Source organism: Brevibacterium marinum (assembly GCF_011927955.1).
GTDB lineage: Bacteria > Actinomycetota > Actinomycetes > Actinomycetales > Brevibacteriaceae > Brevibacterium > Brevibacterium marinum.
This window is the reverse complement of record NZ_JAATJN010000001.1, coordinates 1,332,241-1,351,132: the sequence shown is the minus strand read 5'-3', so window position 1 is coordinate 1,351,132 and position 18,892 is coordinate 1,332,241. Positions and strand designations below refer to the sequence as shown.

15 protein-coding genes and 2 pseudogenes are annotated in these 18,892 nt (G+C 66.4%); 11 read left to right on the top strand and 6 right to left on the bottom strand.

The window, feature by feature from the left end; all coding sequences use genetic code 11:
* Positions 1 to 23: 23 nt before the first annotated feature.
* From BKA07_RS05850 to BKA07_RS05825, 6 genes are all read right to left on the bottom strand, one after another.
* A complete protein-coding gene (locus BKA07_RS05850; protein ID WP_167950065.1) occupies positions 24 to 1,616 on the bottom strand; it encodes a type III PLP-dependent enzyme domain-containing protein in 1,593 nt (530 codons plus the stop codon).
* A 176-nt stretch (positions 1,617 to 1,792) separates the two neighbouring features.
* Complete coding sequence (locus BKA07_RS05845) at positions 1,793 to 3,427, bottom strand: PucR family transcriptional regulator (RefSeq protein WP_167950064.1); 1,635 nt, start codon at positions 3,425 to 3,427, stop codon at positions 1,793 to 1,795.
* A gap of 30 nt (positions 3,428 to 3,457) precedes the next feature.
* Complete coding sequence (gene gabT, locus BKA07_RS05840; RefSeq protein ID WP_167950063.1) at positions 3,458 to 4,822, bottom strand: 4-aminobutyrate--2-oxoglutarate transaminase; 1,365 nt, start codon at positions 4,820 to 4,822, stop codon at positions 3,458 to 3,460.
* A gap of 197 nt (positions 4,823 to 5,019) precedes the next feature.
* Positions 5,020 to 6,225, bottom strand: coding sequence for a CAF17-like 4Fe-4S cluster assembly/insertion protein YgfZ (gene ygfZ, locus BKA07_RS05835; protein WP_167950062.1), 1,206 nt, complete (start codon positions 6,223 to 6,225; stop codon positions 5,020 to 5,022).
* 5 nt (positions 6,226 to 6,230) lie between these two features.
* Positions 6,231 to 6,830, bottom strand: a complete 600-nt coding sequence (locus tag BKA07_RS05830) for a heme-binding beta-barrel domain-containing protein (protein WP_167950061.1) — start codon at positions 6,828 to 6,830, stop codon at positions 6,231 to 6,233.
* Between the two features lie 174 nt (positions 6,831 to 7,004).
* Positions 7,005 to 7,808, bottom strand: coding sequence for an ammonia permease (locus BKA07_RS05825; RefSeq protein ID WP_342448998.1), 804 nt, complete (start codon positions 7,806 to 7,808; stop codon positions 7,005 to 7,007).
* Positions 7,809 to 7,814: 6 nt separating this feature from the next.
* Here BKA07_RS05825 and BKA07_RS19565 point away from each other — a divergent pair, with 6 nt between their 5' ends.
* The 11 genes and pseudogenes from BKA07_RS19565 (at position 7,815) to pstB (ending at position 18,823) form a co-directional block, all read left to right on the top strand.
* Positions 7,815 to 7,946 (top strand): hypothetical protein, encoded by a 132-nt coding sequence (locus BKA07_RS19565; protein WP_280712831.1) that lies wholly within the window; start codon positions 7,815 to 7,817, stop codon positions 7,944 to 7,946.
* A gap of 120 nt (positions 7,947 to 8,066) precedes the next feature.
* Positions 8,067 to 8,837, top strand: coding sequence for a class I SAM-dependent methyltransferase (locus BKA07_RS05820; protein WP_167950060.1), 771 nt, complete (start codon positions 8,067 to 8,069; stop codon positions 8,835 to 8,837).
* Between the two features lie 109 nt (positions 8,838 to 8,946).
* Positions 8,947 to 9,276: pseudogene (locus tag BKA07_RS19740) on the top strand (winged helix-turn-helix domain-containing protein); the annotation flags it as partial.
* A 258-nt stretch (positions 9,277 to 9,534) separates the two neighbouring features.
* Positions 9,535 to 9,834, top strand: a pseudogene (locus BKA07_RS19735) (winged helix-turn-helix domain-containing protein); the annotation flags it as partial.
* Between the two features lie 131 nt (positions 9,835 to 9,965).
* The gene (gene mshD, locus BKA07_RS05810; protein ID WP_167950058.1) at positions 9,966 to 10,925 is read left to right on the top strand and encodes a mycothiol synthase; all 960 of its coding nucleotides are present in this window, start codon (positions 9,966 to 9,968) and stop codon (positions 10,923 to 10,925) included.
* 4 nt (positions 10,926 to 10,929) lie between these two features.
* Entirely contained in the window at positions 10,930 to 13,074 is a 2,145-nt protein-coding gene (locus tag BKA07_RS05805; protein WP_167950057.1) for an RNA degradosome polyphosphate kinase, read from the top strand.
* Positions 13,071 to 14,045, top strand: coding sequence for an NUDIX domain-containing protein (locus BKA07_RS05800; protein ID WP_167950056.1), 975 nt, complete (start codon positions 13,071 to 13,073; stop codon positions 14,043 to 14,045). Before BKA07_RS05805 ends, BKA07_RS05800 begins: the two co-directional genes overlap by 4 nt.
* Positions 14,046 to 14,601: 556 nt before the next feature.
* Positions 14,602 to 15,705: a phosphate ABC transporter substrate-binding protein PstS gene (gene pstS, locus BKA07_RS05795; protein WP_167950055.1), complete on the top strand. Its 1,104-nt coding sequence runs from the start codon at positions 14,602 to 14,604 to the stop codon at positions 15,703 to 15,705.
* 218 nt (positions 15,706 to 15,923) lie between these two features.
* Positions 15,924 to 16,832 carry a phosphate ABC transporter permease subunit PstC gene (pstC, locus tag BKA07_RS05790; protein ID WP_167952928.1) on the top strand — a complete coding sequence of 303 codons (909 nt, stop codon included), beginning with the start codon at positions 15,924 to 15,926 and terminating at the stop codon, positions 16,830 to 16,832.
* A gap of 2 nt (positions 16,833 to 16,834) precedes the next feature.
* Positions 16,835 to 17,977, top strand: a complete 1,143-nt coding sequence (gene pstA, locus BKA07_RS05785; protein WP_167950054.1) for a phosphate ABC transporter permease PstA — start codon at positions 16,835 to 16,837, stop codon at positions 17,975 to 17,977.
* A gap of 66 nt (positions 17,978 to 18,043) precedes the next feature.
* Positions 18,044 to 18,823 (top strand): phosphate ABC transporter ATP-binding protein PstB, encoded by a 780-nt coding sequence (pstB, locus tag BKA07_RS05780; protein WP_167950053.1) that lies wholly within the window; start codon positions 18,044 to 18,046, stop codon positions 18,821 to 18,823.
* Positions 18,824 to 18,892 lie beyond the last annotated feature (69 nt).

The window sequence follows — 18,892 nt, the reverse complement described above, 5'->3', positions numbered from 1 at the left end:
TGGTTGCCGAATCGTTAACTTGCTCACCGACTCTGCACCGGGTGAAACCGACTCTGCATCGGATGAAACTGTGCGATCTCCGCCCCTCCAGCCTCGGCGAGGACCTCCGCGAGGGTCTGTCCGCGGCGAATGATCGAGAACTCGAGTCTCCCTTCGTCGAGGAGCGGATCGGCATCATCGCCGAGGCGGCTGCGGGCGTCCGCGCCCACGTCCGCTTCTGCTTCGTCGGCTCCCACTGCGGCCGGCTGCACCCGGTACCCGTACACGGGCACGCGCGGCAGCAGGTTGTAGGAGAACGGATTGGAGAAGTAGTAGGCGCCGGTGTCGGGGACGGCCACGATGTCGCCGGCGTCGAGGCGCGGCAGCATGCGGTCGCGGGCCAGGAGATCACCGGCGAAGCAGGCGGGTCCCGCGACGTCGGTGGGCACCGCCTCGGCGGTTTTGGGATTGCCGTCCGGGTCGAAGGGGAGGATCCGCAGCGGCCAGTCGTCGGGGGCGTAGGCCGTGCGCGTGGCGACCTGGACACCCGCGTGAGTCATGGCGATGCGCCGACCGCCGGTCGTCTTCGCGTATTCGACGTGGGTGAGGATGGTGCCGGCCTTGGCCAGGAGCGCGCGTCCGAACTCGGTGATGATGTCGAAGTCGAACAGGTCGGGGACCTGCTCCTCGAGCACAGCACGGTATTCGGCGAACGTCGGGGTGACGTCCTCGCCCGCGAAGTTCACGGGCAGGCCGCCGCCGATGTCGATGCGGGTGATCTGACGGTCGCGAGACTGAGCCTGTGATGGTTCCGCATTCCGTTCCGCGCCACGAACATCGTCCGCGGCACGAGCATTGATCTCCTTCGCCAGCTCGACGACGACATCGATGCCTGCAGCGGCCTGGTCGAGGCCGATCCCCTGGGAGCCCGAATGCACGTGGATCTGGTTGAGCCAGGGACGCGCGAGGTAGGCCTCGATGACTGCCTCGCGGGCGCCGGAGTCCGCGACCCCGATGCCGAACTTCGAGGTCTGCGTGGCAGTGGACAGCGCACCGATCCTGCCGGTGCCCGACTGCGGATTGATCCGGATCCCCATCCTCGCCGAGGCGGCCTCGGAGCCGCGGTGTGCAGTCGCCGAGGGGCCCGTCCCGTCGAGGAGCGTGTCGAGTCGTTCGAGTTCGTCGAAGTTGTCGATGTTCATCGACACCCCGAGTGACACGGCGCGCCTGAGCTCACTCAGGGTCTTCGCCGGGGAGTCGAACACGATGGATTCCGGGGCGAAGCCGGCCGTCAGTGCCAGTTCCAGCTCGCCCGGACTGGCCACTTCGCAGCCGGCACCGGATTCGGCGTAGAAGCGCAGCATCGGCTGCAGCGGAACGGCCTTGCAGGCCACGGCGTGGAGAACGTCGGTTTCCCCGGCGAAGGCCGAGCTCAGCTGCTCGTATGCGTCTGCGACCTGGTCGAGGTCGATGAGGCCGATCACCGGTGTCTCGTCGGTGAGAGCGGGCGTCACGCCGTCGAACGTGGGCGTCACGTCGTCGAGGTCGGCGCCGGTACCCGTGGGCCGGTTCGCGACTGCCGTGATCACACGATTGCGGCTGGCCTGGAACGACGGTCCCGATTGACTGCTGTGCATACTGTCCTTCGCTAGTGGTCGGACTTCACCTTAGGACGAAATCACCGGGGCGACCGGACAACAATCTGCCAAACTTTGCCATGGACCCTTGTGTGATCATCACAGTGAGCGTGACCAGCCCAGCAAGTGATCAGCACAGCGAGTGATCAGCACAGGCAGCCGTTGTGCCTCGCCGCTCAGGCTCGCTGGCGATCGAACACGAGCACTGCGAGCTCGAGCCACAGCCGTCCCGCGCGATCGGCGGTCGACAGACCCGTGATCTCCTCGATCCGACTGAGACGATGACGCAGCGAATTCGTGTGCACATGAAGACGACGCGAGGCCTCGGCGGAGTTGCCGACCGTCGCGAAGTACACGCGCAGGGTCTCGAGCAGCTGCCCCTGATGCTTCTCATCGTGATCTGCGACCGCGCAAGCGGGCTCTGTGATGCGAGACCCTACGGATCGCAGCGCATCCGCGGCTTCGAGCCCGACGAATTCGGCCGCAACGTCCTCGGCCGTGGCACCGCGCGCCGCACTCGTTTCGCCCTCTCCTGCCGCTGCGCGGTCGTCCTCGTTCGTTGCCCGGCCCGGGCCCCTGGCCAGCAGCGCGTCGACGACGTAGACCGCCTCGGTCCAGGACCGATGCACATGGTCGAGACGTTCGACGGCCGTGCCGACGCCGAAGTGAAGCGGCGCGGTCGCAGGCAGCGAGCGGTGCAGCGCCGAGGCGACGTGGGACTTGACCTCGACCGCCGACATGCTCTCGCTCATGTGCACGAGCACGGCCAGGTGACCGCGCGTTCCGACGTGTGCGAGCACGGCATCGGCGAAGGCGGCCCGGAGATGGAACCGGAGCACGGGCTCCCGCTCGGGGGCCACCTCGGCGAAGGCCAAGGTCGCATAGTGCCCGGAGAAGGGCAGCGCGAGCAGGGTCGCGGCGGGCCCCAGATCCGGCGAACCGCCGAGGATCGAGCCGAGCGCCTCACGACGGATGCGCTTTTCGAAGGGTGAGCGCCGCAGGGTCCGCAGCATCACGGGAACGGCCGCGCGGGCGGCATCACGGAGGACCTCGCGCAGGGAGCCCGGTGTCACGGAATCGGGGTAGGCGGCCCAGATCGTACCGAGCAGCTCGCCCTCACTGCGCAGCGCGATGACGGACCGAGCCGGGCCGGAACCGGCGGCCGGTCGCTCGACGACGTCGGTCGAACGGCGGACGACGTCGAGGAATCCGGACTCCTCGAGCTCGGCGATGCGCCAATCGGGGATCGCACCGGACAGGATCGTCTCGCGTCGGATGTCGTCGATGTCATCGCCGAGGTTGGAGTGCGCGAGCACGCGCGAAGCCGGGTCCTCGATCGTGATCGATGCACCCGTCATCTCCGCGATGACCGCGGCCAGAGCGCTGAGATCGTCGACGTCGGGCCAGGCCAGAGCGCTTGAGGCGCCCTCGTTGAGCTGCCGCAGATGGACCAGCACCTCGGACCAGGTCACGCCCGTCGATCGTTCGAGCAGAAGCGGCGCCTCAACCGCAGGGTCGCCCCCCTCGCCGAGGTGGGAGTGGGTTCCCGGCGGCACGATCAGGACCGCGGCACCCGAATACCTCTCACGGATCCGGCCCAGCCCGACCGGAGAGTCCACGGCTTCCGTAACGAGGACGACGGCGCCCGAGAGGTCAGCTGCGGAGGTGAGGCCGGGATGCGAGTCCGTGAGGTCGAGGTCGAACTCGATGCGACTCACGCCGACGTCGACGTCGGTCCGCGTCAGGGGAAGCAGAAACCCTGCGGTCTCCCGCAGCAGGCGGGAGACACGCAGGGCATTCGTTTCGCTCATACACCCACTGTAGTCAACGTGTAGGTCGGTTCAGCCCACCGAAGCGGCGATGGCCTCTTCGATGACGTCGAAGGCATCACCGAGCAGCTCATCGGAGATCGTCAGCGGCGGCAGGAAGCGCAGGATGTTGCCGAAGGTTCCCGTGGTCAGCACGAGGACGCCGTTCTTCGCACAGTGATCGGCGATCTTCTTCACGAGGTCCGGGTTCGGGGCGATCGAGTCGTGCTGGACGAACTCGGCGGCGATCATGGCACCGCGGCCGCGGACGTCACCGACCTGAGGGTATTGCGACTGCAGCTTGGTCAGACGGTCGGTGACGATCTCGCCGATGTGTCCGGCGTTGTCGACGAGACCGTCGTTCTCGTAGGATTCGATGGCGCCCAGCGCTGCCGCACAGGCAACCGGATTGCCGCCGTAGGTGCCGCCGAGGCGTCCCGGTCCGACCGAGTCCATGATCTCCGCACGCCCGGTCACGGCCGAGAGCGGAAGGCCGCCGGCAATGCCCTTGGCCGTGGTGATGATGTCGGGAACGACGTCCTCCCACTCGGAAGCGAACATCTTGCCGGTGCGGGCGAAGCCGGCCTGGACCTCGTCCGCGACGAAGACGATGCCCTTCTCACGGGCGTATTCGGCCAGTGCGGGCAGGAATCCCTCGGCCGGGACGATGAAGCCGCCCTCACCCTGAATGGGTTCGATGACGACGGCGGCGACGTATTCGGAGCCGACCTGTTTCTCGATCATGTCGATGACGCGCTTGGCCGCGTCCTCGCCGCTGACCTTCGTACCGGCGGCATCATTGTCACGGTACGGGTAGGACATGGGGGCGCGGTAGACCTCGCCGGCGAAGGGGCCGAAGCCGGCCTTGTAGGGAGCGGCCTTCGCAGTCATCGCCATGGTCAGGTTGGTGCGACCGTGGTATGCGTGGTCGAAGACGACGACGGCGTCACGGCCGGTGTGTGCACGGGCGATCTTGACAGCGTTCTCGACAGCTTCGGCACCGGAGTTGAGCAGCAGCGTGCGCTTCTCGTGGTCACCAGGGGTCAGACGGTTGAGAGCCTCGGCGACTTCGACGTAGCTCTCGTAGGGGTTGACCATGAAGCAGGTGTGGGTGAAGGCCTCGAGCTGCTCGGTGGCGCCCTTGACGACCCGCGGGTTCGCGTTCCCGGCCGTGGTCACGGCGATGCCGGAGCCGAGGTCGATGAGCTGATTGCCGTCGACGTCCTTGAGGATTCCGCCGCCGGCGGCGACCATATAGGCAGGCAGGCTGGAGCCGACTCCCGAGGCGACGGCGGACTTGCGACGCGACTCGATCTCACGGGACTTCGGTCCGGGGATCTCGGTGACGAGTTTACGTTCCTGCGGCAGAGCTTCGCCGCCAATTTCCAAAGCTGTCATAACCAGAAGATTAGAGCCTCACGACGGTTCTTGTCACTTACCGTCCGCAAGCTGGTCAGATCACACCTGTCTCGTGTCCGGGAGATGCGGAATCAGTTGCCTCTCGCACGGGCGGGACCGGTGGTCCTCGCGGCCGGGTTCGAGGACCGCAGCACAGATTCCGGCAAGGCCGGCGCAGATTGCTCCGAAAGGAGAACTCAGCGGTTCTGATTCCGCATGTCGGTGTCCTTGTTGCGCCCCGGCAGATCGATATCGTGTTCGCGCACGGGGGCGACGATCGTCTCCTGAGCCGCAGCGACACGGTCACCGGCGTCTCCCAGGTCGAAGCTCAGCGGGGCGTCGGCGGCCAGGTTGCGCTTGATCACGGCCAGGCCGATCGGTCCGAGCTCCCAGTGCCGCGCGACCGAGCTCAGCCGGCCCACGGACCGTTCGGAGCCGCGAACCTCGGCGAGCACCTCGGCGCCGGTCTCGGGCAGGATGTGCCCCGATCCGTCGAGGTGGACGAAGACGAGCCTGCGCGGCGGCTGGCCCAGGTTGTGCACGCGCGCCACTGCTTCCTGGCCGCGGTAGCAGCCCTTGGCCAGGTGCACGGAGGTACGCAGCAGATCGAGTTCCCCCACGAGCGATTTGTGGTCGATCTCGTTCACGCCCGGCCGCCAGGCGGCGATCCGCACGGCTTCCCAGGCGTCGTATCCGGCCATCGTGAATTCGCTCGCCGAGGTGGTCGCCAGATCCGCGCGAGGGACGATGCCGATGACGAACTGGGTCTCGAGTCCGGGGTGGTCCTCCCCTGCCACCTCGAATCCGAGATCGACCTGCGCGTACGAGGCCGAACCGGCCCCGATGTGCGGCCAGGGATCGGTCCACAGCTGGGTCACCGGCAGGCTGTCCGGAAGTTTCACCACGGCGCCGATGGCCTGGAATTCCTCGCTGACATCCTCGATCTCCACCCGCATCATGAAGACCATCTTGCGGAGGAATTCGAGTGTCTCGTCGGTGCGCAGCTCGCTGAGCGCCCACAGCGCCTCACCGTCGTCGACGAGCTTCAGCCAGCCCTCGATGCGGCCGTTCGGGTCGAGGACCAGGGTCTCCGTGGATGCACCGGGCGCCAGGGTGTCGAGCTTCTGGGTCGTGATGGTGTTCAGCCAGGTGAGACGGTCCGCGCCGCTCAGGCGCAGGACCCGAAGGTGCGGCAGATCGACGATTGCACCCTTCTCCAGCAGCGCCCGCTGTTCGCGCAGCGGTGCCCCGTAGTGGACGGGGGTGTGCGCAAGCTCCTCTGCACCGAAGACCGCGGTCGAGCTGAGCGGTCGGCTCAGCGACGAGGGACGTGCCGGTGGGCTCTGCGACGGTTCAGGTGTGCTCTGCGTCGGTTCAGGTGTGCTCTGTTCGCGATCAACCATGTCAGTCAGGCCAACTTCTTCAATCGGGCGGAGGAATGCGTTGCGAGTTCATGTCCGAGCGCGGCCATGTCCCAGGCCCACATGAGCTCTCCACCGACGAGGCCGTACATGCGGGTCGAGGCCGAGTAGTCCTTCGCGGTCTTCGTCCTGGCGACGACGTCGGTGGCGAGGTCGATGCGCGGTCCCTTGACGTGGCCGGCGTAGAGTTCCATCACCCCGTGTGGGTGGACGATCTCAGCTTCGATCTCGAATGCGTCATCGTTCGTGCGCAGGGTGTCGACGGCCGCCGCCGAGGTGAAGCTCTGCTCTGCGCTCGGCACGAGCATGCCCGGGCCGACGTCACCGGCATCGCGGGGACGCACGAGCTGCCAGATCCCCGTCTCGAGGGTCAGCGTCGATTCGAGTTCGCCGTCTTCACTCAGCAGCCAAGCGTGCGCGGTGTACTGCAGGAATGGTGTTCCAGGGTGCGCGACGAAGTCGACGCGCTGGCCGAACTGCTTCTCAGGAGTGTCCGCATAGCCGACGACTCCGACGCCTTCCCACGAACCGATCAGCCAGGACAGGGGAACGAGCTCGGGATGAACCGAGGAATCAAGTTCGATCATCGAGTTCAGCGATTGTCTTTGAACAGTGCCGTGACGACCTTGACTCCGACGCCCAGGGCGCCGAGCGCGGCAATGACGACGAGGCTGGTGAAGACGATTTCCAGAGCGACGAGGTTTTCCATGTCTCCCAGTCTACATTTCCCCCCCTCAGCGCCGCGCGCACCCTGTCCGAGCTCAGAGGGCGATGCGTTCGAGGGCGTAGACGACGACGCCGCCGAGGGCGATGGGAGCGGCCCCGAGGGCGAGCTGGACGGCGAAGCTGCGGGCCTTCTCCACGCTCTTCTTCAGCTCGATGTTCTGTGAGATCTCGAGGCTCACAGCCTGGTACTGGGAGTAGGCGATGAGTCCCAGCATCCGGTCGACCCCGGCGACCAGGAGTCCCATGATCGCGCCGAGGACGAGCGCCACGGGGACGGTGATCGCGTGTTGGAAGATGAGGACGGAGAGGATCCCGGCGACCGCGGTCGACATCGCGATCGCCAGCGGGGAGGTGTAGATCGCCGGCCACGGCAGGGCCGTCATGCAGCCCGCGACGATGAGCGAGACGAGACCCACGACGATGGCTTCCTTCTCGCCGGGCATGGTGATCGCCGCGACCCAGGTGCTCGCGGACAGTGAGATGACCACTCCCGCGACTTGGGCCGAGACGTTGGCCACCGCGTCGGATGCGCCCATGCCTCGGGTGAGGTTCTGCACGAAGGTCCACAGCAGACCGAGTCCCGCCAGCACGGGCAGCCAGTCCAGATAGGGCGCCGAACTGTCGCGCCATGCGGCAAGCAGTCCGGCCACGCCGAAGAGGAAGAGCATGATCGAGGTGGCGCGGGGCTGCGGCGAGTCCGTCAGGCGCGGCCATCCGTAGGCGACGCCGAAGACGATGAGCCCCGTCGCCAGCAGGAACAAGGTGTAGCCCCAGTACACGGAGGCGCTGAGGGCCAGAGCCAATGCCAGGGCGACGGCTACTCGAATCCATCTGATCACAGCACCATGGTGCCTCATTCGGCCGCGGCATTGCGATTTCGGCCGGGGTCGGCGATTTCGGCCGGGGTCGGCGATCCCGACTGCGCCATTGCGATCCCGACCGATGCCGACGCCCCTGCGTTCGCGGGCATCGCGTGAGGCACAGCCTCACCTGGTCACGGCCGGAGCGCCGATCTACGCTGATCGCACTGCAAGCACCGCCCGACTCGGACCCGAGCACCGCCCGAGCAACCCCGATCGCTGCACATGGAGACGACTATGACGACCGCGACGACCATCACGACGCTCAGCGACCAGCAGCTGAACTCGCTGTCGGCGCTCGTCGACGGCAGCACCCGCTCGATCCTGAGCTCTCTGCCGCTGCCGAGTGCACCCCGGTGTCTGGAGGTAGGAGCGGGGAACGGATCGGTGGCGACGATGATCGGCGAGCACCTCGGCGGGCAGGTGCTGGCGATCGACCTCGACACCACCCACATGCGAGGCTCCCCGGGTGTCGAGGTGGCCCGTCACGACATCCGTCAGGGGGTTCCCGCGGGCCCCTTCGACTTCATCCATGCTCGCCTCGTCCTCTCCCAGATCCCGGCCCGGAAGGCGGTCTTCGCCGGACTCGTCGAAGAGCTGGCCCCCGGAGGATGGCTCGCTATCGCCGATGCGGGCTTGGTTGGGAACCTCCTCGTCGCACCCCGGGAATCCGACCACGAGGTGTGGCGGCGATACAACGATGCCGCCTATCGGCAGCTGGGACGGACCGCCGGCCACGACTACGGCTGGGCGGAGCGGACCGAGGTCGAGATGTTCGACGCCGGGCTCGCCGACATCGCGGCCGAACACCTCGTTCCCCTCGCACGCGGCGGCGGACCGTGGGCGCAGTACCATGCGAATGTCAGCCTGATGTTGGAGGAGGAGCTCCTGGCAGGCGGACTGTGCCCCGAGGTCCTCGACCGCTACCGCGCCATGCTCGCCGACCCCGGGTTCCGTGCCCATTTCCACTCACTCACCTACACGGTCGGCCGCCGGCCGACACGGTGATCACGCGTTCGGCGGCCCTCCCTCGCTGCCGTCCGAACTCCGCCTCGGTATACTTTCCCCAGGCCGCACATGTCGGGCCGCGCCGAATCCGAGGAGGTGGACGGAGCACATGCGAATCCTGCACATCTGCCCCGCACCCCGGCTCGGCTCCCCACTCGCCCCGGAATCACTGCAGTACCTCGGCCACCGGCTCGAGCGGATGAGCCTCGAACAGCTGCATTCGACCGACGCGGGCTCGCTGACCGCCGACGTCGTCGTCGCCGACGCCTGCCTCGATCTGTCCGTGGCTCCGACCATCGCCGAGGCTGTGGTGCAGAAGGGCCTCTCCGCTCCGATCGTCGTCGTCCTCAGTGAGGGCGGGTTGGCCACCGCCTCGGCGAGGTGGAACGTCTCCGACATCGTCCTCACGACCGCGGGGCCTGCCGAAGTGGAAGCCCGCCTCCGTCTGGCCCGTGATCGTCACACCTCGTTCGGCCGTCACACATCATCTGATCGTCACACCTCGGTGACCGCAGCGCCGAACCGCCCAACCGCCCCCGGTGCCGCGTGGCCAGGCTCCGCCGCCGGCGCCACGTGGCCCGGTTCCCGGGCCGACGATCGATCGGCTGCCGTATCGGCAGGCCCCGCCGGAGCTGCCGCGGACGCGTCACCTTGGGAAGCGGACGTGCCACCTTGGGAAGGCGGAGGGCGGACAGGCGAGGACGAGCCCATGGTCGTCATCAGCGGAGGCCTGCGCATCGACGAAACCGCGTTCACCGCGCATCTGGGCCGGCGCAGCCTCGACCTGACCTACCGCGAGTTCGCGCTGTTGAAGTTCTTCGCGATGCATCCCGAGCGCGTCTTCACCCGAGACGAGATCCTCCTGAGCGTGTGGGGCGAGGACTACTACGGCGGCACCCGCACCGTCGATGTGCATGTCCGTCGCGTGCGTGCGAAACTCGGCAAGGACCTGGAGAATGCCATCCACACCGTCCGCAACGTCGGCTACCGCTTCAGCCCGGATTCCCCCGTCGGCGACGCCGCTGACGCTGAGGGGACTGAGGAAGCTGAAGGAACTCAGGAACCCGAAACCACAGAAACACCGCACGATACGTCAGAAGCAGAATCGAACGAGGAGGACGTGAAGGTATGAGGATCGAAGCCAGCGGAGCCGTGACCGGTTCACCGATCGCCACCCTCGCCGAGGCGGAACTGGGTTTCCTCGACCGCGTGGCGGCAGCCGATGGGACTCCCGAGATCTCCGGGGGCCTGCTCGCCATCGCCACCGGCGAGGACGAGGCCCATTCCGCGCAGACCGCCTCGAGCGTGTGGCGGGTCTACGCGGACGACGCCGCAGACACGAACAGCGCCATCTCCGGTGATGGACTCATCGGCTTCGGCATCCGCGCCCTCCAGGGCGATCGGCACGCCGCCGAATTCCTCATCGCCCCCGACCACCGCGGTCAGGGGCTCGGCGAGAAGCTGCTTGCCACGATCCTCGCAGAGGAGCCCACGTCCTGGTGCTGGTCGCACGGCGACCATCCGGGCGCCCAGAGGCTCGCAGCCAAACACGGACTCGGCCGCGACCGCGTCCTCTACCAGATGCGCACCGATTCGGATCTCGGCCTCGACGACCTGCCCGAGGTCTCTGCCCCCGACGGGGTCACGATCCGCTCCTTCGCACCCGGTGACGAAGAGGGCTGGCGACGCGTCAACAACGCGGCCTTCGACTGGCACCCGGAGCAGGGGTCCCAGACGCCCGAGGACTTCGCAGAGATCACCGAGGCACCCGACTTCGACCCGGACACCGTCATCCTCGCCATCCGCGACGACCGGGTCATCGGCTTCCACCAGACCAAGCTCACGGACACGGACGGCGAGGTCTATGTCGTCGGAGTCGACCCTGCCGTCCATGCCAAGGGTGTGGGCAGGGCGCTGACGATCGAGGGCATGCGTCGGATGGTCGCCGCCGGGGCGAGCGCGATCGAACTCTACGTCGAATCCGACAATGCACCGGCGCTAGGCTTGTACGAGCGGCTGGGGTTCCACGTCGCGGTGGCGCACGTGTCCTATGCGCCGGCTTCCTCGACCGAACGCAATCAGGAGTAGATCGATGTACGACATCACTGCAGCCGGCGGGGAACTGGGTCTGCCGGATCCGGTGGATCGCTTCCTCGACCGGGAGCTGAGCTGGCTGGCGTTCAACGAGCGCGTGCTCGATCTCGCATCCGACCCCGACATGCCGCTGCTGGAGCGTGCCCGGTTCCTCTCGATCTTCGCGAGCAACCTCGACGAGTTCTTCATGGTCCGCGTCGCCGGCCTCAAACGTCGCATCAACACGGGCCTGGCCGTGCCCAGCGTCACCGGACGGATGCCATTGGAGGTCATGCATGCGATCGGCCTCCGCGCCCACGAACTCATGACCCGTCATGCCGCCCTGCTCAAGGAGGACATCGGCCCCCGACTCGATGCGGAGTCGATCACGAAGGTCCAGGTCGACGAGCTCACCGAGGACGAACGCACCCGCGTCGACGACTTCTTCGCCGGTCACGTCTTCCCCGTCCTCACCCCGCTCGCCGTCGATCCGGCGCACCCGTTCCCCTACATCTCGGGACTCTCGCTCAACCTCGGCGTGCTGCTGCGCTATCCGGACACCGGCAAGGAGCTCTTCGCCCGCGTCAAGGTGCCCCCGCGCCTGCCCCGATTCTTCAACGTCGCAAGCAAGTCGGACCGTCCCGTCGGACGCGATGTCCCGGCCCGCTTCGTCGCACTCGAGGACATCATCGCCGAGCACCTCGACACGCTCTTCGAGGGCATGGAGATCATCCAGCACTCGACGTTCCGCGTCACCCGCAACGAGGACGTCGAGGTCGAGGAGGACGATGCGGAGAACCTCCTCAAGGCCCTGGAGAAGGAACTGCTGCGCAGGCGCTTCGGTCCCGCCGTCCGCTTGGAGATCACGGAGAACATCCATCCGCGGGTGCGCGACATGCTCAAGGACGAACTCGGCATCGACGAGAACGAGATCTACCAGCTGCCGACTCCGCTCGATCTCTCCGGCATGTCCGACATCGCCGATGTGCCCCGCGACGACCTGCACTTCCCGAAGATGGTCCCGCAGATGAACAAGGACCTGTCCCTGCGCGAGTCGAGTGATCAGGTCGATGTCTTCGCGGCCGTGGGCAACCGCGACATCCTTCTCCACCACCCCTATGACTCGTTCTCGACGAGCGTGCAGGCTTTCCTCGAGCAGGCCGCGGCGGACACGAACGTGCTCGCGATCAAGCAGACCCTCTATCGCACCTCGGGCGACTCCCCGATCATCGACGCCCTCGTCGACGCCGCTCAGGCCGGCATCCAGGTCCTCGCGGTCGTCGAGATCAAGGCTCGCTTCGATGAGGAGGCCAACATCACCTGGGCGCGCAAGCTCGAGCGCGCCGGCGTCCACGTCGTGTACGGAATCGTCGGGCTCAAGACCCACGCGAAGCTCTCCCTCGTCGTCCGCCAGGAGGCCGAGGGGCTGTCGCGCTACTGCCACGTCGGCACCGGCAACTACCATCCGAAGACCGCTCGCGGTTACGAGGACTTCGGGCTGCTGACCAAGGACAAGGCCGTCGCCGACGACCTGACGAAACTGTTCAACCAGCTCTCCGGCTACGCCCCCCTGGCCGAGTACTCCCGCCTGCTCGTGGCCCCCACCCGGGTCCGTTCGGGTCTGGTCGACCTCATCGAGAAGGAGACCGCGATCGCCGAGGCGGGCGGGGCCGGCATGATCCGGATCAAGGTGAATTCCATCGTCGACGAAGCGATCATCGACGCCCTCTACGTGGCCTCCCGCGCCGGCGTCGAGGTCGAGGTCTTCGTGCGCGGCATCTGCGCCCTGCGTCCGGGGATCCCGGGACTGAGCGAGAACATCAGGGTCCGGTCCGTACTCGGGCGCTTCCTCGAACACTCCCGAGCGTTCGTCTTCGGCAACGGCGGCGACACCAAGGTCTACATCGGGTCCGCGGACATGATGCACCGCAACCTCGACCGTCGGGTGGAAACCCTGGTCGAGCTCGTCGCCGACAACCACAAGGCGGAGATCATCGAACTCTTCGACCTCGCCTTCGCGGACACCACCTCGGCGTTCGTGCTCCACGGTGACGGCAAGTGGACGCGGGCCACCCGCGATGACGACGGCAGGCAGCTCACCGACTATCAGACGGAGCTCATCCGTCGGCATCGCAGACGCCGTCAGCTCGGAGACGAGGCGTGAGCCCGAAGACGGTCGGCTCCGCGCAGGCCTCGTCACGAGTCGATGCCGATGTCCTCGCCGCCGGTGCCCTGTGCTGGCGCACCGGTGCCGGCGGTCTCGAGGTCGCGCTCATCCATCGCCCGAAGTACAACGACTGGTCCTGGCCCAAGGGCAAAGTGGAACCCGGCGAGACCCTGCCGGAGACCGCGATCCGAGAGGTCAAGGAGGAGACGGGCCTCGACATCCGCCTCGGCGTCCCCCTGCCCGCAGCGGAATACATGGTCGGCGGGAAGAAACTCAAGAAGGTCTTCTACTGGTCCGCCCAGGTCAGAAGCGAACGCGGCTTCGCGCCGGTGAACAGGCGCGAGGTCGACGAGGTGAAGTGGTTCCCCGTCGCCGAGGCGCGGACGAAGCTGACCTCCTACGCCGATCGCGACCAGCTCGATGCGCTCGAGAAGTACGACTCGACCGACGCACTGCGGGCCTGGCCGCTCATCCTCGTCCGCCACGGGAAGGCATTCCCCCGATCGAAATGGCATGAGACCGAGCATGTGCGTCCGCTCCTGGCGCTGGGGACGCGGCAGGCCATGGCGCTGACCGGGCTGCTCTCGGCGTGGGAGACGAAGAAGCTGATCTCGAGTCCCTGGAAGCGATGCATGGCGACACTGGCTCCGCTGTCGGCCGCGACCGGAAAGACGATCAGGAAGGCCCCGTGTCTGAGTGAGAAGGCGAGCACCGCGGCCCCCGAGAGGACCTCCCGGTTCGTCGAGAAGCTGCTGGAGAAGGGCAGACCGGTCATCTACTGCACCCACCGGCCCGTCCTGCCGCTGATACTCGACATCTACGCCAAGCACGCCCCGCAGCGAATCGCGGACAAGCTGCCCACGGACGACCCCTACCTCAAACCCGGTGAGGTCCTCATCGCGTATGTGCGTCCTGGGGCTGTCCCCCGCATCGTCGAGTTCGAACGGGTCCGGCCGATCGACACGTGAGCACGGTCGACTCCTGAGGCCGGTCGCACAGTCGGCCCGTCGCGCAGTCGGTCGGTCGCGCAGTCGGCCCGTCGCGCAGTCGGCCGGTTGCGCCAGCGGCCCATGACCTCGGCACTCAGTGAGCAGGGAGCCGGCACCAGGCTCCGTACAGTCCGGGCCCATGACCACACCGTCGCACGCATCGATCTCCGCGTTGAGCCGATCGGTGAGAGTGTCGACGCCGATCTCCTCAGCCGGTGCCCAGATCCAATACCCTCGTCCCCGGAGCTATGCCGGCGCGCGACAGAAAATCCTCCGTGAGCGGATCGAGCATCGACGAGACTACGACGAACCTCAGTCGGCATACCCGCAGAATCAGGCCACCTCGTCCCGACAACGATTCTTTCATGAATTCGCGCATTCCTGTGAGGGAGCACTCAACCCGCCTTCAAGCCTTCAGGTTTCATTCATCCGCCGTTCACTTGGCCACTCCCGGAGCTTTACACGCAATCCTTAGCGTGGAGCACGAAAGATCGAGAAATCTCGAGCAGTGTTCTCACATTCGAAAGGCATCTTCGTGAAGCTGAAGCACCTCGCACCATCCGCCGCGCTTCTGGCAGTCGGCGCACTCACCTTGTCGGCCTGCGGCGGAACCTCCGCCACCGGAGAGGAAGTCGGCAGCGGCGGCGACAGCGACCTGCAGGGCACCCTCACCGGCATCGGCGCCTCCTCCCAGAAGGCCGCGATGGACGCCTGGACGGCCGACTTCGCCTCGGAGAACTCCGGCGTGACCGTGAACTACTCCCCCGACGGCTCGGGCGCCGGCCGTGAGCAGTTCCTTGCGGGCAACGCCCAGTTCGCCGGTTCCGACGCGCACCTCGACGAGGAAGAAGCCACGTCCGCACAGGAGGTCTGCGGCCCCGAAGGAGCCTACGAGTACCCGGTCTACATCTCCCCGATCGCCGTGGCGTTCAACATCGAGGGCGTCGACGAGCTCAACCTGTCCCCCGCGACCATCGCCAAGATCTTCAAGGGCGAGATCACCAACTGGAACGACGACGCCATCAAGGCCGACAATCCGGATGCCGATCTGCCCGACCTCAAGATCACCGCCGTTCACCGTTCGGACGACTCCGGCACCACCGAGAACTTCGCCGAATACCTCAAGGCAACGGCCGAGGACGACTGGGACGCGGAAGTCGGAGGCAACTTCCCCTCCGACTACGGCGGCGAGGCCGCACAGGGCACCGACGGTGTCGTGCAGACCGTCTCCGACACCGATGGCGCCATCGGCTACGCCGATGCCTCCGCGGTCGGATCGCTGGGCAAGGCCAAGGTGAAGGTCGGCGACGAATTCGTCGAGCTCTCCGCCGACGCCGCCTCGAAGGTCGTCGACGCCTCCGAGCAGGTCGAGGGACGCAGCGAAGGCGACCTCGCCTTCGACCTGGCCCGCGACACCACCGAATCGGGCGCCTACCCGATCGTCCTCGTCTCCTACCACCTCGTCTGCTCGTCCTACAAGGACCAGGAGACCGTGGACATGGTCAAAGCCTGGGAGAAGTTCGTCGTCTCCGAGGAGGGCCAGAAGTCCGCGTCGGAATCCGCGGCCTCGGCACCGCTGTCCGACGACCTGCGTTCGCAGATCGAAACCGTCATCGACTCGATCAAGGTCGAAGGCTGAAATTTGGTCTCTGACCTGCAGAATCGTTAAATCCAAGAGCGGCGCAGCGCCCCTGCGCCGCTCTTCGGTGCCTACGGGTCCGTTCACCGGATCCACCGCAAGTTTCATGAGGAGCACTTGTGCCGACCAGCACACAGACCACAGGGCCCGGCCCCGCCGGAGCACCTGAACCGGACTCACTTCCCGAGTCCGGCACGGGCCGCACGCCCAAAGCCGTCATTCGTCCCGGCGACCGCATCTTCTCGGTCGCGACGCTCATCGCCGGCATCCTGATCCTGCTCATCCTGGCGGGAGTCGCGCTGTTCCTGCTGGCGCAGTCCAAGGACACCATCGAAGCCCAGATGAGCGACCCGAGCTCGATCACCGGCGGCAAGGGCTTCTTCTCCTACGTCTGGCCGCTCATCATCGGCACGCTGATCTCCTCCGCGATCGCCCTCCTCGTGGCCACCCCGTTCGCGCTGGGCATCGCACTGTTCACCACGCACATGGCACCACGGAAGATGGCCCCGTTCCTCGGCTACGTCATCGACCTGCTCGCCGCGATCCCCTCGGTCGTCTACGGACTGTGGGGCATCGCCCTGGCCGGCAACCTCACGTCCTTCTACCTGTGGGTGTCGAAGTGGTTCGGCTGGATCCCGATCTTCGCCGCCGACGAGAACGGCGCGGTGTCGAACACCGGACGCACACTGCTGACCGCCTCCCTCGTGCTCTCGATCATGATTCTGCCGATCATCACCGCCCTGACCCGCGAGATCTTCCTGCAGACTCCTCGGCTGCAGGAGGAGGCGGCACTGGCCCTCGGCGCCACACGCTGGGAGATGATCCGCATGTCGGTGCTGCCGTTCGGAAAGTCGGGCATCGCCTCGGCGACCATGCTCGGCCTCGGCCGCGCCCTCGGCGAGACCATGGCTGTGGCCATGATCCTCTCACCGGGCCTGCTCACCGCATCCCTTGTGGTCAGCGGCAACCAGACCATCGCCTCCGAGATCGCGCAGAACTTCCCTGAGGCCGCCGGCCTGCGACTGTCCGAGCTGATCACGATCGGTCTCGTCCTCTTCGTCATCACCCTGCTGGTGAACATGGGAGCACGCGCAATCGTCGCCAAGACCTCGGTGAAGGGCAGTTGAGAATGTTGACCACTACGAACAATTCGACGACCACGTCCCGCAACCTGACCTCGAAGCAGCTGCCCAAGGCCACACCATGGATTGTCGCCGTCGCTTCTGTCCTCGTCGCGGCCGTCATCAGCTTCATCGCATTCGGCGGCTTCAACATCCCCGTCGTCGCCATCCTCGCCGGCGCCATCAACATGGTCGCCGTCTTCGCGATCTCCGCGTCCTACGAAGGTCGCCGCAAGGCCACCGACCGCGTGGCCACCACCATAGTCACATCCTCGTTCATCCTCGCCTGTGTTCCCCTCCTCTCACTGCTGTGGCTGACCGTGTCCAAAGGTGGGGCCGCCATCAACGGCGACCTCCTCTCCCGCACGATGCTCGGGATGAAGGGCGTCCTCGACCAGCAGTACGTCGCCGGAGAAGCCACCTTGGCCGGCGGCTTCTACCACGCGATCGTCGGCACCGTTCTGATCACTCTCGCGGCCTGCGTCATCTCGATCCCCATCGGTGTGCTGACCGCCATCTATCTGGTCGAATACGCCGAGAAGAACAGACTGGGCAAGGCCATCACCTTCCTCGTCGACGTGATGACAGGCATCCCCTCGATCGTCGCCGGCCTCTTCGCCTTCGCCCTGTTCTCGACGATCGCCAACCTCATCGCGCCGGAGGCAGCAGGCATTGCGAAGACCGGCTTCACCGCCGCGGTCGCACTGTCGGTGCTCATGATCCCGATCGTCGTGCGCAACACGGAGGAGATCCTGCGGCTGGTGCCGATGAACCTGCGTGAGGCCTCCTATGCACTGGGCGTTCCGAAATGGAAGACGATCGTCAAGATCGTCCTGCCCACCTCGGTGTCGGGCATCCTCTCCGGAATCACCATCGCGATCGCCCGCGTCATCGGCGAGACCGCGCCGATCATGGTCACCGCCGGCTTCGCCAAGACCCTGAACTGGAACCTCTTCTCCGGCTGGATGTCGACGCTGCCGACCTACATCTACGACTCACAGCTGCGCCCGGTGTCCCCTGGCGAGGCCGCCATAGCCAGCTCGGAGCGCGCCTGGGCCGCAGCCCTCGTCCTCGTCACCCTGGTGATGGTCCTCAACCTCCTGGCACGCTTCATCGCCAAGGTGCTGGCGCCGAAGACGGGTCGCGGATGACGCACTGACTCCCGGCCGCATTGCCGCCATACCTGTTCCAGACATTCCTAACGATAAGGAAACTCCATGTCCAAGCAGATCGACATCAAGGACCTCGACATCTTCTACGGTGACTTCCGCGCCGTCGACGGTGTGCAGATGCAGATCAAACCCCGCTCGGTGACCGCCCTCATCGGCCCCTCCGGCTGCGGCAAGTCAACCGTGCTGCGCACGCTCAACAGGATGCACGAAGTGATTCCCGGCGCCTCCGTCTCGGGTCAGGTCCTCATCGACGGCAACGACATCTACGGCTCGGGCGTCGACCCGGTCAACGTTCGCCGTGAAGTCGGCATGGTCTTCCAGCACGCGAACCCCTTCCCCACCATGAGCATCAAGGAGAACGTGCTCGCAGGCGTGCGCCTGAACAGCAAGCGCATCACGAAGTCCGAGGCCGACGACCTCACCGAGCGCGCCCTGCGCGGCGCGAACCTCTGGAACGAGGTCAAGGACCGTCTCAGCCTGCCCGGCTCGGGGCTCTCCGGCGGTCAGCAGCAGCGCCTGTGCATCGCCCGCGCGATCGCGGTCGAGCCCGAGGTCCTGCTCATGGACGAACCGTGTTCCGCGCTCGACCCGATCTCCACCCTGGCCATCGAGGACCTCATCAACGACCTCAAGGACCAGTACACGGTCGTCATCGTCACCCACAATATGCAGCAAGCCGCGCGCGTGTCCGACAGGACCGCGTTCTTCAACATCGCGGGCACCGGCAAGCCAGGCAAGCTCATCGAGTTCAACGACACCACGACCATCTTCTCCAACCCGGACAAGGAAGAGACCGAGAACTACATCTCCGGCCGCTTCGGATGATGTGAGGCCCCGAGTCGCCGAGGCGACCTGAAGCCGATTCGGATGCCCCGTGGGGTGACCTGAAGCCGA

Coding starts and splice junctions, on each gene's coding strand:
- gabT (WP_167950063.1), bottom strand. CDS start 4,822: ATGACAGCTTTGGAAATTGGCGGCGAAGCTCTGCCGCAGGAACGTAAA.
- BKA07_RS05845 (WP_167950064.1), bottom strand. CDS start 3,427: ATGAGCGAAACGAATGCCCTGCGTGTCTCCCGCCTGCTGCGGGAGACC.
- BKA07_RS05820 (WP_167950060.1), top strand. CDS start 8,067: ATGACGACCGCGACGACCATCACGACGCTCAGCGACCAGCAGCTGAAC.
- BKA07_RS19565 (WP_280712831.1), top strand. CDS start 7,815: ATGGTGCCTCATTCGGCCGCGGCATTGCGATTTCGGCCGGGGTCGGCG.
- mshD (WP_167950058.1), top strand. CDS start 9,966: ATGAGGATCGAAGCCAGCGGAGCCGTGACCGGTTCACCGATCGCCACC.
- pstA (WP_167950054.1), top strand. CDS start 16,835: ATGTTGACCACTACGAACAATTCGACGACCACGTCCCGCAACCTGACC.
- BKA07_RS05850 (WP_167950065.1), bottom strand. CDS start 1,616: ATGCACAGCAGTCAATCGGGACCGTCGTTCCAGGCCAGCCGCAATCGT.
- BKA07_RS05805 (WP_167950057.1), top strand. CDS start 10,930: ATGTACGACATCACTGCAGCCGGCGGGGAACTGGGTCTGCCGGATCCG.
- ygfZ (WP_167950062.1), bottom strand. CDS start 6,225: ATGGTTGATCGCGAACAGAGCACACCTGAACCGACGCAGAGCACACCT.
- pstB (WP_167950053.1), top strand. CDS start 18,044: ATGTCCAAGCAGATCGACATCAAGGACCTCGACATCTTCTACGGTGAC.
- BKA07_RS05830 (WP_167950061.1), bottom strand. CDS start 6,830: ATGATCGAACTTGATTCCTCGGTTCATCCCGAGCTCGTTCCCCTGTCC.